The 14913-nt window shown below is 41.6% G+C and carries 14 protein-coding genes and 1 other annotated feature; all 14 genes read right to left on the bottom strand.

Annotated elements, in window-relative coordinates:
- Positions 1–4: 4 nt before the first annotated feature.
- Positions 5–2776 (bottom strand): isoleucine--tRNA ligase, encoded by a 2772-nt coding sequence (ileS, locus tag NIE32_RS00745; RefSeq protein ID WP_253052006.1) that lies wholly within the window; start codon positions 2774–2776, stop codon positions 5–7.
- A gap of 155 nt (positions 2777–2931) precedes the next feature.
- Positions 2932–3159: a binding site (T-box leader), on the bottom strand.
- Positions 3160–3278: 119 nt separating this feature from the next.
- Positions 3279–3794, bottom strand: a complete 516-nt coding sequence (locus NIE32_RS00740; protein ID WP_253052005.1) for a DivIVA domain-containing protein — start codon at positions 3792–3794, stop codon at positions 3279–3281.
- A gap of 36 nt (positions 3795–3830) precedes the next feature.
- The gene (locus NIE32_RS00735; protein ID WP_253052003.1) at positions 3831–4604 is read right to left on the bottom strand and encodes a YlmH family RNA-binding protein; all 774 of its coding nucleotides are present in this window, start codon (positions 4602–4604) and stop codon (positions 3831–3833) included.
- Between the two features lie 15 nt (positions 4605–4619).
- Positions 4620–4883, bottom strand: coding sequence for a YggT family protein (locus NIE32_RS00730; RefSeq protein ID WP_253052001.1), 264 nt, complete (start codon positions 4881–4883; stop codon positions 4620–4622).
- Positions 4884–4902: 19 nt separating this feature from the next.
- Complete coding sequence (locus tag NIE32_RS00725; protein WP_253052000.1) at positions 4903–5328, bottom strand: cell division protein SepF; 426 nt, start codon at positions 5326–5328, stop codon at positions 4903–4905.
- Between the two features lie 15 nt (positions 5329–5343).
- On the bottom strand, positions 5344–6024 hold the full coding sequence (locus NIE32_RS00720; protein ID WP_253051999.1) for a YggS family pyridoxal phosphate-dependent enzyme: 681 nt from the start codon (positions 6022–6024) through the stop codon (positions 5344–5346).
- A 16-nt stretch (positions 6025–6040) separates the two neighbouring features.
- Entirely contained in the window at positions 6041–6859 is an 819-nt protein-coding gene (gene pgeF, locus NIE32_RS00715; protein ID WP_253051997.1) for a peptidoglycan editing factor PgeF, read from the bottom strand.
- Between the two features lie 282 nt (positions 6860–7141).
- The gene (locus NIE32_RS00710; RefSeq protein WP_253051995.1) at positions 7142–7408 is read right to left on the bottom strand and encodes a YlmC/YmxH family sporulation protein; all 267 of its coding nucleotides are present in this window, start codon (positions 7406–7408) and stop codon (positions 7142–7144) included.
- Positions 7409–7781: 373 nt separating this feature from the next.
- Complete coding sequence (gene sigG / locus NIE32_RS00705) at positions 7782–8561, bottom strand: RNA polymerase sporulation sigma factor SigG (RefSeq protein ID WP_253051993.1); 780 nt, start codon at positions 8559–8561, stop codon at positions 7782–7784.
- Positions 8562–8725: 164 nt separating this feature from the next.
- Positions 8726–9436, bottom strand: coding sequence for an RNA polymerase sporulation sigma factor SigE (gene sigE, locus NIE32_RS00700; protein ID WP_253051991.1), 711 nt, complete (start codon positions 9434–9436; stop codon positions 8726–8728).
- A 28-nt stretch (positions 9437–9464) separates the two neighbouring features.
- On the bottom strand, positions 9465–10388 hold the full coding sequence (spoIIGA, locus tag NIE32_RS00695) for a sigma-E processing peptidase SpoIIGA (protein ID WP_253051989.1): 924 nt from the start codon (positions 10386–10388) through the stop codon (positions 9465–9467).
- A 766-nt stretch (positions 10389–11154) separates the two neighbouring features.
- Positions 11155–12324, bottom strand: coding sequence for a cell division protein FtsZ (ftsZ, locus tag NIE32_RS00690; protein ID WP_253051987.1), 1170 nt, complete (start codon positions 12322–12324; stop codon positions 11155–11157).
- 37 nt (positions 12325–12361) lie between these two features.
- On the bottom strand, positions 12362–13648 hold the full coding sequence (ftsA, locus tag NIE32_RS00685; RefSeq protein ID WP_253051985.1) for a cell division protein FtsA: 1287 nt from the start codon (positions 13646–13648) through the stop codon (positions 12362–12364).
- Between the two features lie 406 nt (positions 13649–14054).
- Entirely contained in the window at positions 14055–14834 is a 780-nt protein-coding gene (locus NIE32_RS00680) for a cell division protein FtsQ/DivIB (RefSeq protein ID WP_253051983.1), read from the bottom strand.
- Positions 14835–14913: the final 79 nt, after the last annotated feature.

The following is a 14913-nucleotide window of genomic DNA, read 5'->3' as shown; positions in this document are numbered from 1 at the left end:
TCCTTTAATCGAGTTGCATATCCGCATAATCATGACGGACGGTGTCTGCACAATGAGCACAGAGTGTCGGATGTTCAGCATCTGTACCAACCGTTGGAAGGATTGCCCAACAACGTTCACATTTTTCACCTTCTGCTTTGTTCACCTTAACAGCAAGTTGCCCATAACGATCCGCATCTGCTGGTGCAAGACTGTTGTCTTCGAGAGTCACATGCGAAACAATGAACAGTTTATCCAAATCCGATGTGTTCTTTAGGAATGCTGTTTCGTCAGTCACGTAAAGCGTAACCGAAGCTTCAAGTGAACCACCAATCAACTTATCAACACGCGCTTTTTCCAACGATTTCAAGACATCATCACGAACAGCCAGCAATGCTTTCCAATTTTCTTCGATTTGATCGGCATTGGCAATCGATTCGCGTTCAGGCATCTCTGTTAATTGCACGTAAGCCGAAACCTGATCTGATTCAGGAATGAATTGCCAGATTTCTTCAGCTGTGTGGGGGATGATTGGTGAGAGAATCTTCGTCATTGCACATACGGTCTTATAAAGAACTGTTTGTGCTGATCGACGTACCAATGAATCCTTTGGCTGAACATATAAGGCATCTTTGGCAATATCCATATAGAATGCGCTCAGATCTAGCGAGCAATAATTTTGCAGTGCTTTGTACACATTCAAAAATTGATAGCCTTCAAAACCTTCCATGCAGGTATCAATAAAATGGTTTAATTTTACGAGCATATATTTTTCGAGTCCAGGCATATCCTCAGTTGGAACAACATTTTCTCCAGTGAAGTCCTGAAGGTTGCCAAGCATAAAGCGGACAGTATTCCGAATCTTGCGGTACACCTCTGCGACCTGACCAAGAATTTCGTTGGATACTCTTGCATCAGCCTGATAATCAACAGATGCTACCCATAGGCGGATAATATCTGCACCATATTGTTGCATCACTTTCATTGGATCAATGACGTTGCCGACTGATTTACTCATCTTTAAGCCTTTGCCATCAAGGGTAAAACCATGGCTTAGTACTTGTTTGTATGGGGCATGGCCGGTCACAGCAACAGCGGTAGCAAGTGAAGAATTAAACCAGCCACGATATTGGTCTGATCCTTCGAGATACAGATCTGCCGGGCGGCGTAATCCATCACGTGTCGTCAATACCCCTTGATGTGATGAGCCTGAATCAAACCAAACATCCATGATATCTGTTTCCTTCTTAAAGATGCCATTTGGACTATGCTCCGAAGTAAATCCTTCTGGAAGTAAATCTTTTGCATCCCATTGAAACCAGATATTTGACCCGTGTTCACGGAACAAATCGGAAACACGTTTGATCGTTTCATCTGTGATGATTGGTTCGCCGTCTTCACCATAGAATACTGGAATCGGCACGCCCCAGGCACGCTGACGAGAGATACACCAATCTTCACGATCTTTAATCATATTTGTCATACGCACGTCACCCCATGTCGGAATCCAGCGTACTTCATGAATCGCGTTCAGGATGTCCTCACGATACGCCTTGATCGAGGCGAACCATTGTTTCGTTGCTCTCCAAATCACGGGTTTCTTCGTACGCCAGTCATGCGGATACGAGTGTGTAAACGTTCCGACCTTAAGCAGTGCATGAACTTCTTTTAATTTTTCGAGAACCGGTTCATTAGCCTTTTCGTAGAACAGCCCTTCAAATCCTGGTGCTTCTTCAGTCATGCAGCCACGGTCATCAACCGGACATAGGATATCTAGTCCGTATTTTTTACCTACATAGAAGTCATCAGCACCAAAACCTGGAGCTGTATGCACGCACCCTGTACCAGCATCCAATGTTACGTGATCACCAAGAATCATTACTGAAGGACGATCATAGAAAGGATGACGGCAAACGACATATTCCAAGGATTTTCCGGCAACAGTACGGAGTACCTGCGGGTTTTCCCATTCGAATTTTTTAGTTAAAGATTCAACCAAATCTGTAGCAACGACAAACTTGCGATCGTTCACCTGAACAACACTGTAGTCAAATTTTGGATTGACAGCAATCGCTAGGTTTGATGGCATTGTCCATGGTGTGGTCGTCCAGATCACCACTTCTTCATCATTATTTAATACACCTTTCCCGTCTGTTACATGAAAAGCGACAAAAATTGAATAAGACTTAACATCTTTATATTCGATTTCTGCCTCAGCCAATGCTGATTCCGAGGATGGAGACCAGTAGACCGTCTTTTTATCCTTATAGATGTACCCTTTCTTTGCCATTTCACCAAAAACTTTGATTTGCTCTGCTTCGAACTCTTTATGAAGAGTCAGATACGGATGATCCCAATCGCCTCGAACGCCAAGTCGTTTAAATTGTTCTTTCTGCCTTTCTACTTGACCCAATGCATATTCTTTACATTTTTCGCGAAGATCAGCAACCGACATTTTCTTTCGGTCTATACCCTGTTTGGCAAGCTGTTGTTCAATTGGGAGACCATGTGTATCCCAACCCGGAACGTAAGGTGCTTGATATCCACTCATCGATTTATAGCGCACAATCATATCTTTTAACACTTTATTTTCCGCATGACCGATATGAATATTTCCATTCGCATAAGGAGGACCATCGTGAAGAATGAAGGTTGGTTTTCCCTCATTTACTTTCAATGACTGTTCATAAACATGATCATCCGCCCACTGTTTTTGCATCAATGGTTCTTTTGTCGGAAGACCGCCACGCATTTTGAATTTTGTTTTGGGCATCAATAATGTCTTCTTGTAATCCATTGCCAAACGCCTCCATTTTTCTCTGTTCACAAAAAATATTAGAAAACTCGGTTTCGCCAAACTTATGAGCACAGCCAAAACCTTCGTTGTTCTGACACACCATCCGTATTGGTGAACTTTACTCATTTCTCACCAATAAAAAAGTCCTTCCATCCCAAAGGGACGGAAGGACCGCGGTACCACCCTAATAGCAGAAAACTCTGCCACTCATTATCTTCTTAACGCGAATAAACGTTGGAAATTAATTGGCCAACGGGTTTTCATGGCCTTTCATATCCAAACTCAAGGGTGATGTTCATCGTTACTGTCCGCGCTAGGCTTTCACCAATCCCCAGCTCGCTGAGTGACCTTGCAACGACTACTCTCCCTGTCACAGTGTTTCAATTATATAAAAATGTGTGCTTCTTGATAAAAATGAAAAAATTGCTGTACACATCTTACGAAAAGACGCATATCGGTGTACATTGATGTATGCACAGTATATGCAAATAATAACTCTGCGTCAAGCTTGTGTGTTCGCCAGACTGTCATCAGACCCATTTTCTACTGTTTCCGTATCAGGCGTCATACTCTTCCAATCATCGCTCTTCAACAATTCAAGCTGTGCTTCAATAAGCATTTGGAAACGTGTCCGATAAACGTTAGCTTCTTTTTTCAATTCTTCGATATTTAATGTTACTTTCCGTGATTTTTCGAGTGCTTCATTAATGATTCGATCTGCATTTTTCTTTGCTTCCATAACGATTAATTTTGCTTCTTTATTTGCATTCTGTTTCACATCTTCAGCCGTTTCCTGTGCGACAAGAATACTCTTATTTAATGTCGTTTCAATGTTTGAAAAATGACTAAGTTTTTCATTTGAATTCTTAATCTGCTGTTCAAGATCTTTTTTTTCACGGATCAGAGTCTCATAATCCTTGATAATTTGATCTAAAAAATCGTTGACCTCATCTTCATCATACCCGCGAAAACCTCGGGAGAAAGCTTTATTATGAATATCCAAGGGTGTAAGTGACAACCCGTTCACCTCCAAGTCATTATACAAACAATTCGTTTATTTTAGTGTACCATATTGAACACGTATTTTGTTCTTTTTTGTCAACCCACCTGCAGATATTATTCTGCTCCGACCAAAGCCACGCAACGAGATGCAGTCACCTTCACCGATAGCATAATCTCTTTTTTCGATCATTTCCCAGTTAACTTTTGCAAGGCCCTTAGAAATAGCTTCAGATGCTTTTGCACGGGGCAATCGATAAATTTCTGATAATACAGTATCCAGTCTGAGTGAGGAAACCGTACCTTCATGCATTTGCCATTCATCATCACTATGTAGTAATGCCTCATGATCAATCGGTACACAGTTGACCTTCATTCTGCCGACTGATGTCAAATGAAGCATAAAATAAGACTCAAGTTCCTTTGAACAAATAAATTGTGCACGAGAACCATCGATCAACAAATCACCGATCTTATTGCGTGAAATCCCGGTTCCAATTAATGCACCAAGTAATTGAGGGTGAGAAACGGATCCGAATTTCGCCGGATAGCGTACTTCCATATAAGCAAGGTCAAAAGGATTCTCTCCCGATTCACTGTAAGGGGGAAGTAATTGGGCACGTGTTCGTTCTGCCTGATTATAACCACCAAACACCGAAAGTTGGATGGCGTCTTCACTGCCAATCACTGACTTCAAGATTGTTTGCTGACGGGGGTCAAGAAAATCAGTGAGTTTTGGTACATAATGATCAAGCACCTGATCTTTTAGATCAAGAAAATGATCGATAAGTGGACGTTCATCCGGACGAAAATGTTCATAGATTGACATGTTTAGTCCTTATTCTCACGCAAACAAATAAGCGATATAATAGATTCCCCGCGTCGCCAGCTGCAGTACAAAGAAGGCAACAATTGGTGAAAGATCAATCACGCCGCCAATCGGTGGAATAATTCGTCGAAATGGCGATAAAAAGGGCTCACATACCCTTGCGAATAATTGTCCAATCGATGATGCCTGCAAACTCGGGAGCCAAGACATCAAGATGTAGATAATTAATATCCATGAGTACACTTGAATTATTTGTGCTAAATAATAGGCAATAACCAACAGATTCACCTCATTGAAATTATTCTTCTGGCCAGTTACTAATCATCCCTGAAATATCAACCTGCTCAGGGGCAAAAAGAAATGTATTTTTTCCTATTTTGCGTATTTGTGCATTTAGCGCAAAGGCAGTACCGCCGATGAAATCAAGGATTCTTTGTCCCTGTTCTTTACTCGTCCCTTGAAGACTGCAAATAATTGTTTGTTTATTCTTGAGATAGCCGACAATTTCCTCAACTTCTTCAAAGCGTTTTGGCTCGACAAGGACCATCTTATTTTGCTGGTGAATATTTTGAATGGCAACAATTCTGCCGTTCTTCTCCAGTTTCCGTGTCTCCTGAACCGGTTTCCGTTCTGCAACTTCTTGATCTGTTGAACGAAGTTCGTCTGGGCTGTCCACTGTTTCCTCAAGATCAAAGAATCTTTTAAATGTGCCTTTCAGACCCATGATTCCTTTCTCCTTTCATTCATTGCCAACAAGAGACGTACCTATTCTTACAAACGTTGCGCCTTCTTCAACAGCAATCTCATAATCGTGTGACATCCCCATTGATAATTCTGTACAAGGAGCATAAGGGATATGACGCTCACGAATGCGATCACGCAATATTCTTAGTCGATGAAAAACCTGGCGAATAACATCGGTGTCTTCGGTATTAGGCGCCATAGTCATCAGGCCGACCACACGAAGATGTTCAAATCCAGCAAGTGCATCAATAAATTTATCCAAGTCGGCTTCGGTAATGCCATGTTTTGATTCTTCACCTGAGATATTCATTTCGACAAAACAATTTAATTGTCCTTCAGGTATTCGCTTATTCAGCTCTGTTGCTAATTTTATTCTGTCAAGCGCATGAAAAAAATCAACTTTTCCTACAATATCTTTCACTTTTCGTGTTTGGAGTGTCCCGATTAAATGCCAAGTTACTTTTGGGTCCTGTATCAGGCTCTGTTTTTCAAGCAAACCTTCTTTTCGATTCTCCGCCAGATGAAGAATACCGCAGTCAACTGCCTCTTGTGCACGCGCATTGCTTACATATTTCGTGACGGCTATGATTGTTACCTCATCTGGGCGTCGCCCTGAACGTGCACATGCACGTTCAATCTTTGTCTGAATGTGTTGAAGATTCTCCTTAACTTCCATGATTCATTTAACTCCTTTACTTCATACCAATATAGCCCATCATTCGACCAGTCTTACCTTGATCCTGTCTGAAAGAAAAAAATAGATCCGGATGATCAAACGTACGGTATCGGGTTACTTGAATTTGCTTTTCGGGTACGCCACCTGCAATAAGAATATTCTTATTCAACATTTGCAAATTTAACAAATAGTGACCATCGCCTACATCTTTAACTGATTGTTTCCACAAGGATTGATCCAACTTGCTGACTTCATTAATGACTTTTTGATCCACTTCGTAATCACTCGCTCCAATGGACGGACCAATCACGACATGTAGGGACTCAGGCGAAAGAGCCAGTTCTTGTTTGACTTTCTCAACCATTCGAACCGCACCGCCAGCTACTGTTCCTCGCCAGCCTGCGTGCATAATCGCAATCACGTCGGGGTTCGATGCCCAATAATAGATGGGCACGCAGTCAGCAAAACATAGAGCGAGAAATAATCCGGGCTCAGTAGTGAACAATCCATCAACGCCTTTTATTGTGGTTTCAAGGCTCTGACTGCCTGCACCTGCGTGTTCTTTTGTTACACGGGCAATGTTCGTCCCATGCACTTGTTCCGCACAAATCCAGTGGTCTAACGGAAAACTTGTTTGATCCGCGATTCTCTGACGATTTTCCAGAACATGCTCCGGATCATCCCCAACATGAAGACCCAGATTCATTGATGAGAATGGAGCCGTGCTCGTACCTCCATTTCTCATCGTAAAACCTGAGCAGATCTCATGAGCAGACGTTTTCAGGGCGTTCATCATTAACAATGAACCGTTACGAAATGAAAAAGGCTCATCCATTTTTTTCACCTCTCATGAAAAAAGGACCGTATCATTTTCTTTTTATTTTACCATATTCATCAAACGATCGCTTAACTCTTTATTCTTCGTATGTTAGCTTTTTCTCTGTTAGTGCGCGTTTGCCGCGGGTGATCCATGAGCCTTCTCAAACATATGAGTAATCTGCGGGGCTTCACTTGGCCCTGCGATCATCAGGGACGATCCTGCAGGTGTCTCGCTCCAAGCTCTTCTCAAACCGTTAGATCTTTTCGCACATGAACCTCCGAGAAACTTTTACTCCTACTATTCTTCACTTTTTATCGTCGAATGATGATCAGAATAAAAACGAACGAGAATCACATCTGCGCCAATACGTACAATATTATTCCAAGGAACAACAATATCGTTCTCCTTTCCAAATAAACCCATAATCTTTCCTGATCCAGGAATAATTAAATTGTCAATTTTCCCTGAGGATAGATTCACGTCCAAATCACCTATATGACCTAATCGTTTACCATTTTCAACATTGACGACTTCCTTTGTTTGAAAATCAGATATTCTTGGCATAGATAACCCTCCTCTGCATTGTCCCTAATATATATGGGGATTGAACAGTATTGAGAAGTAGAAAATCCAATTGTTCATTGCCTAGGAAATAGTTCAATCGTACCTAGGGTTATACTTTCTTATTCGTTAAGAAAAACCGGGCAAAAAAACACCCGGTCCTTATTTGTATTCATTTCCTTCAATTACTCGCTTGCCGCGGGCGATCCTTGAGTCTCCTCGGTGAACCCATTTGTCTGGGGGGCTCACTTGGCTCGCAATCAACAGGAACGCTCCTTAGACATCTTGCATCTTTGCTCCATTTTTACGCAAAAATTTATCTTTCTTTTCTTTCAAAAAAAAAAAAAAAAACGCTTGCTAAGCAAGCGTTAAACTTTTAAGGGCCAATTTCTTGATTCATTTCTTTGATTGCCATCTTCTCCAACCTTGAGACTTGAGCTTGTGAAATACCAATTTCCTGCGCAACTTCCATTTGTGTTTTCCCATAGAAAAAACGCATGGCGACGATACGTTTCTCGCGCTCATGAAGTTTGCTCATCGCTTCTTTTAATGCAATGTTATCCACCCATTCTCTGTCCTTGTGCTTGTCATCGCTGATCTGATCCATAATAAAAATAGGATCACCCCCATCACTGTATATGGGTTCAAATAGGGAAACCGGATCCTGAATGGCATCCATTGCGAAGACAACATCTTCAACAGGTAAATCAAGGATCTTTGCAAGCTCTGCTGTTGTTGGTTCAGTTGAATGCTTCGCTATGTAGCGCTCTTTTGCCTGAAGTGCTTTGTAAGCCATATCTCTCAGTGATCGGGAAACGCGGATCGGATTATTGTCCCTTAAATAGCGACGTATTTCACCAATAATCATAGGAACCGCATAAGTTGAAAAACGAACATTCTGACTGAGATCAAAATTATCGATGGATTTCATTAAACCAATACAACCAACTTGAAATAAATCATCGACAGACTCGCCTCGATGATTAAAGCGCTGGATAACACTTAAAACCAATCGCAGGTTTCCGTTCACCAACTTTTCTCTGGCTTCGATCTTGCCTGACTGTAGTTCAGTAAATAGCCGTCGCATTTCTACGTTAGTCAGGACCGGTAGTTTTGATGTGTCCACTCCGCAGATTTCCACTTTGTGCCGTGCCATACGGATGACCTCCCATTGTCGAAAACTTGCGTTAGCGGGCTTATGAAAAAGATGCATTTCCTTCAAAACAGCATCTCTTTTTAACCACTGCTATATGGTCAAGTATCTCCGTAGGAAACCATTTTATGCACACCAAAATGATGGCCGAAATGGAAAACATTCAATTACGCCATTTTACTGAATTCTTTCTTTAATCGTTTGATAATCCTTTTCTCCAACCGTGATATATAAGATTGAGAAATGCCCAATTCATCAGCAACATCTTTTTGCGTTTTCTCTTTTCCACCTGCTAATCCGAATCGAAGCGTCATAATTTCCTTCTCACGATCATTCAACATCAACATCGCCTTTTTCAATAAAGTTCGTTCGACTTTGCGTTCCATATTCTTAGTCGTCACATCATTTTCTGTACCCAAAACATCAGACAAGAGTAATTCATTTCCATCCCAGTCCACGTTCAGCGGTTCATCTAACGAAACCTCAGATCGTGTCCTACTGTTTCTCCTCAAGTACATCAAGATCTCGTTTTCAATACAACGTGAAGCATATGTTGCGAGCTTAATATTCTTCTCAGGGTTAAACGTATTTACCGCTTTTATCAGACCAATTGTTCCAATGCTTATCAAATCTTCAATATTAATTCGTGTATTATCAAACTTACGAGCAATGTATACAACCAGTCTTAAATTGCGCTCAATGAGTGTTGCACGGACGTGTTGATCACCTGTCGGAAGCTTTTTCATTAATTCGGCTTCTTCCTCCTTCGACAATGGCGAAGGTAATCCGTCACTTCCACCGATATAGTAAATTTCTTCTGGTTTCACGCCAAGTTTAATCAGAATCCAATGCCAAACGTTTAAAAAAATCTTCTTCATTCTTGGATAACCTCCTTTATTTAGATGATCACGAAGCGGTCTCAATTTTTTTCCCATGGAGCAGCATGTCCGGGTGCAAGATGCAATTGAAGTCTCCTGATGAACTAAGTTCATGGTCAACAAACACAACATAGGCTTTCTTACATTCAATTTGCGATCCTTCAACAAAAATCAGGATTCGATCCGGACGAATTGCAAGCGTCATACAATGTGTTCCATCCACGGCTCTGTACGGGATCCATGCCACACGTTTCTGCCAAGTGCTTGGAAGTTCATCGATGATCAGCGAACTGGGCACACCGTTCTCAACGTGAACCAAAGCTTCCGGGATCTTGTCTTGACAAAGTTCAGCATTGAGAAACATTACCGGCGCTCCGGTGAGAGGCTCTGATAATTTGTTTCCGCTATCAATAATTGCTTTTGCATCAATGGTGACATCAAAAAGTTGAACAGTTACCCCTGCTAATGTAGATTGTTGCCATTTTCGTGTTGCCGTTTGATCCAATCGTTTTTTTGAGAAATACCACAAAATTGGAAATCCAGCGAGTACTGTCAACCAACTGATTGGATCACCAAAATTCATTGTGTTTAAAAAGTGGCTGTCTGCATAAAATGAAGCGTCCTGGAAGAAATAGTGAACTGCGAATAATCCTCCGCCAATTGCAAAAGCAGTGAAATAGAAAGCAGCTAGGTTTTGTAAGAAAACCGAAAGCTTTCGAAAACCGAATGTGACGAAAATGATCACGGCGGAATAGATCAACTTTCCAAGTGGGTGATCGACAAGGAATGCTGCAGGTGTGAAGAGCAGGAGAACAACGGCGGAAGCTACCAATGCTCCCAACCAAAGTCGAATTCGACTGGTGTGACGTTTTAGCATGATTGCAGTTAATTTTAACAAACAGGCATCAATCAACAGATTCAGTACCCAAACAGCATCCAAATAGACGACCACCGTCTCACCTTCCTTGCATGTTTAGGATAAGTATACGGGCCATGGAAGTGAAAGTCTGTCGCACTGTGGGAGGATTTTCAGTGTTATTTTGGCTGCTTTTGTCACATTACCTGAGAGGGTTTTGTTGCAAACTATTGATTCTTCGCACGAACTCAATGTTTTTCAAAATATTAGAAAACTTGGCGAAGCCGAGCTTTTGCGACGGATGAGCCTTAGTTGCACTTATACTTGTTTCCTCTAATCTTTGTTCTTTTATTTAATATTTAACGAGTATTAGAAAACTTGGCGAAACCGAGCTTTTGCGATGGATGAGCTTTAGTTGCACTTATAAGTATTGCGCTTTGATTGTTCGCTTGCCGCGGGCGCACCGCGAGCCTCCTCGAACAAACAAGTATCTGCGGGGTCTCTCTGGCACGCTCATCCCGCTGGCGTCTCACATCTTCGCTCCATTTTTCACCAAAAGCTTGGACTCACTTTTTGAAAAAAAAACTGCCCTGTCCTTATCTTGTATTAAGCGCTTTGATTGTTCGCTTGCCGCGGGCGCACCGCGAGCCTCCTCGAAAAGCAAGTATCTGTGGGGTCTCTCTGGCACGCTCATCCCGCTGGCGTCTCACATTTTCGCTCCATTTTCACGAAAATACTAGTTGATTTTTTTTCAATAAAAAAAGTCCGGAAACAGGACAAAACTCCTGATTCCGGAACATTTTTTTAAGGTTATGATAGGGAGAAAAATTTATGCACGTAGTTTCATTAAAGAAAGAATGGATTAATCATTTTTTCTTCTTCGATTACGCAGAAAAGTTGGTATATCCAGTGTATCCTCGTCATCAACAATACTGTGTGATCTGCGTGATGTCTGAGGAATCGGTGTCACTGTTTCCTCACGATGGTGTTCACGTGATTTCACAGAATTTATCGATTCAGTAGATTGTCTGCGACGCATAATAAGATCCTGATCCGGCGCAGCATTTTCCGCTTTACCTTTTTCTTCAAACCCAGTAGCAATCACGGTCACGACAATTTCATCTTCCAACTCTTCTCTTATAACGGATCCGAAGATCATATTTACCTCTTCATCCGCTGCGGTTGCGACAATATCTGCAGCTTCATTTACTTCATATAGGCTCAGATTTGTCCCTCCGGTAATGTTCATCAGGACACCTTTTGCACCATCAATTGATTTTTCAAGCAACGGGCTTGAGATTGCTTTTTTTGCTGCCTCTGCAGCACGATTTTCTCCAGAAGCAACACCAATTGCCATCAGTGCTGAACCGCCTTCTGTCATTATCGTTTTCACATCTGCAAAATCAAGGTTAATTAACCCTGGGACAGAAATTAGGTCGGAGATGCCTTGAACACCTTGGCGAAGAACATTGTCTGCTTCACGGAATGCATCAAGCATCGGTGTGTTTTTATCAACAATTTCAAGCAAGCGATCATTTGGAATGACAATAAGCGTATCCACTTTTTCTTTCAAATTTGCGATTCCACTTTGTGCTTGTTTCGCACGTTTTCTACCTTCAAAAGTGAATGGACGCGTCACTACCCCTACGGTTAGTGCACCAACCTCTTTTGCGATCTCAGCAATAACAGGGGCTGCGCCTGTGCCCGTTCCGCCACCCATTCCAGCAGTAACGAAGACCATATCTGCGCCTTTAAGAATTTCTTCGACTTGATCGTGACTTTCTTCAGCAGCTTTCTTCCCAACTTCCGGATTTGCCCCTGCTCCCAATCCACGAGTCAACTTTTCACCAAGCTGGAGCTTTACATCAGCTTTTGAAAGTTTCAGTGCCTGTGCATCAGTATTGGCACAAACAAATTCTACACCTTGGATTCCACTCTCAATCATTCGGTTGACTGCATTATTACCTCCGCCGCCGACGCCAATAACTTTGATCTTGGCTAGAGGTTCCATGTCCATATCGTGATCATACATTGTTCATTTCCTCCCATTTAATCATTCCGCCACCCGATTAATCGAAGAACAGATTAAACCAATTCTTAACCTTTGCAGAAACACCTTCGTGAGTTTTCGGGCTCTGTTTTGATTTTTTCTGTTTATGCTGTTTCTGTACAGCTTCATAATGTTCTTGTTCAGGAGCGATGGAAACTGCGACTTCTTTTCCTTGTACCTTCACATTGTAGTATGCAAACTGAATCAACCCAATGCAAGCAGTATACTTTGGCTCACGAACACCGATATAATCCGGAGCTGCGATGCGAACATTAGAATCTAAATGATGTGCTGCAAGTTCTACGACACCTGGCATTGCAGTGACTCCACCTGTAAGCACGTATCCTCCCGGCAAATCATATATGCCAATGCGTTGTAATTCTCCGTGAATAATCTCAAACATTTCTTCCATGCGTGCCTGAATGATTTCGGCAAGATCTTCCTGATTCATTGTCTGCTTCTGAGCACTGCCAATCTGCGATACAGAGAATGTATCTTCATCTGATGCCACATTGAGATAAGCAACGCCATGCTTTACTTTCAGCTGTTCAGCTTCATCAAGTGGTATTCGTTGAATAATTGAAATATCTTTCGTAATATGATTTCCACCAATTGGCAATTCAAATGTCGACACGAGTGAACCCTGATCAAATACTGCCACACTTGTTGATCCACCGCCAATATCAACTAATGCTACGCCTAAATTTTTCTCATCTTCGGACAAAGCAACTGATCCTAAAGCAAGGGGTTGGAGGCAAACGTCCGAAATCGACAGACCAGCACGTTCAACACATCGCAGCAGATTGTGAAGCAATGTTTTCGAGCCCGTGATCAACGTTCCTTCCATTTCTAGCCGTACGCCAATCATTCCTCTCGGATCATGAATTTCATCGACACCATCAACAATGAATTGTTCTGGTATTACATCAATAATTTCTCGCTCAGGAGGGATCGACATCACTTGTGCTGCATCAATGACTCTGGCAATATCTTCATTACCAATTTCATGAGTTTCACTAGAGACTGCCACAACACCATGACAACGTCTAAGTTGGATGTGGTTGCCAGAAATACCAACAATCACACTTTTAATCGCAATACCGACCATACGCTCAGCCTGTTGTACTGCCTCGCTGATTGAGCGTACCGTTGCATCGATATCAACGATTGAACCTTTTTTAATTCCACGGGAAACGGCTTCGCCAACACCAACAACGTTAAGTCGATCTCCCGTCATTTCGCCAATGACAGTTTTTATACTGGACGTGCCTATGTCCAAGCTGACAAATACATCCTCACTATTCATTTTGTGGCACCCCCTTTATCTTGATAATCTTTGATGACTTCTCTATTGAGGGATGTTAGGATCGAACGATTGCTTATTAAATATCTAAGATACTTTTTAAGTTTCATTATTTTCAACCCAACTCTTTCTCTGTTCCAATTGATAGAAACACACCTAATGATTGTATTCTACAAAATGGAGCATTTCCCTTTTAAAAATTTCAATCCTATAAGAACTGATCTTACTTCATTATTACATCGGCAAAATTTCCAATAAATGAATAGACAAATTGACCTATTCAAAAAAAATGTCGAGAGTAACCGTGTTGTAAGCTATGTATCTAAATAATAGTCTACACCAAGTTGAATCACTAGAAAAGATTAAAATTACTAGATCTTAAAGAAGTGAGGCGAAAACAGAGCAACGATTAATTACCCTTTACTTGATCTGAAGTTTGTCCGGACTTGTCTGGAATAAAATAAATGCCGACACTCAGATGGATCGTACCATGTTTTCCTTTAGGAAGGTTTGCCGCAACTTCAGGATAGAGGTTGATGTTTTGCGCAAACGTACGTGTACTGGCGACTACCTTATTTCCATCATTCATATATAGTACAAGATCATCACCACTCCCTGAGTGCCCTATGTAGTGAATATCTGAGATATTATGCTTCATTTGTTTGGAAATTGTCCCGAGTCCTTCTGCTACTTTCTTCAAGGCAGCAGACTTCGAGAAACCAAAGAGTACAGGCGCATCAACAGGCATTTTCCCATCCCGAAGCTTTTTCATCATGGTGCCATTCTGCAGGATTGGATAGTAATTTCCATTTTTCCAAAGATATGCTTTGCGCGAATATTCTTTTATTCTGATCGTTACTTCGTTCGGGAAGCTTTTCTCAATCAAAACAGATTGCACCGTTGGCAAACGTTCGATTTTTTGCTGTACAGCATTCTTTCTAATGTCCCATATATGAGTGTTATTCGTAATGCCGCTTGCTTTTATGACTTTCTCACTGCTCACAATCTGTTCACCCGAAACCGTAATGGTGTGTACCTTGCTTAGTGGTGACTGGAAATAAACAACCACAAAAATCAGAAGAAAAAAGATACACGCATAAAAAACAAAACGTCGATTTGCTTTTTGTTTTCGTTCCTGCTTCAATTGAGGCAGGCGATCTTCAAGAGCAATGACTTTCTTCCTGTCCATGCCGTAATCCTCCTCTTGCAGTATTTTTCACCCAAATAATATATGTACGTTTATGAAGTCAGGCATTTCAAAAACTGTA

Origin of the sequence: Sporolactobacillus kofuensis, assembly GCF_024125425.1 — a bacterium.
In the GTDB taxonomy this organism is placed as follows: Bacteria; Bacillota; Bacilli; order Bacillales; family Sporolactobacillaceae; genus Sporolactobacillus; species Sporolactobacillus kofuensis.
This window is presented reverse-complemented; position numbering and strand designations above follow the sequence as displayed.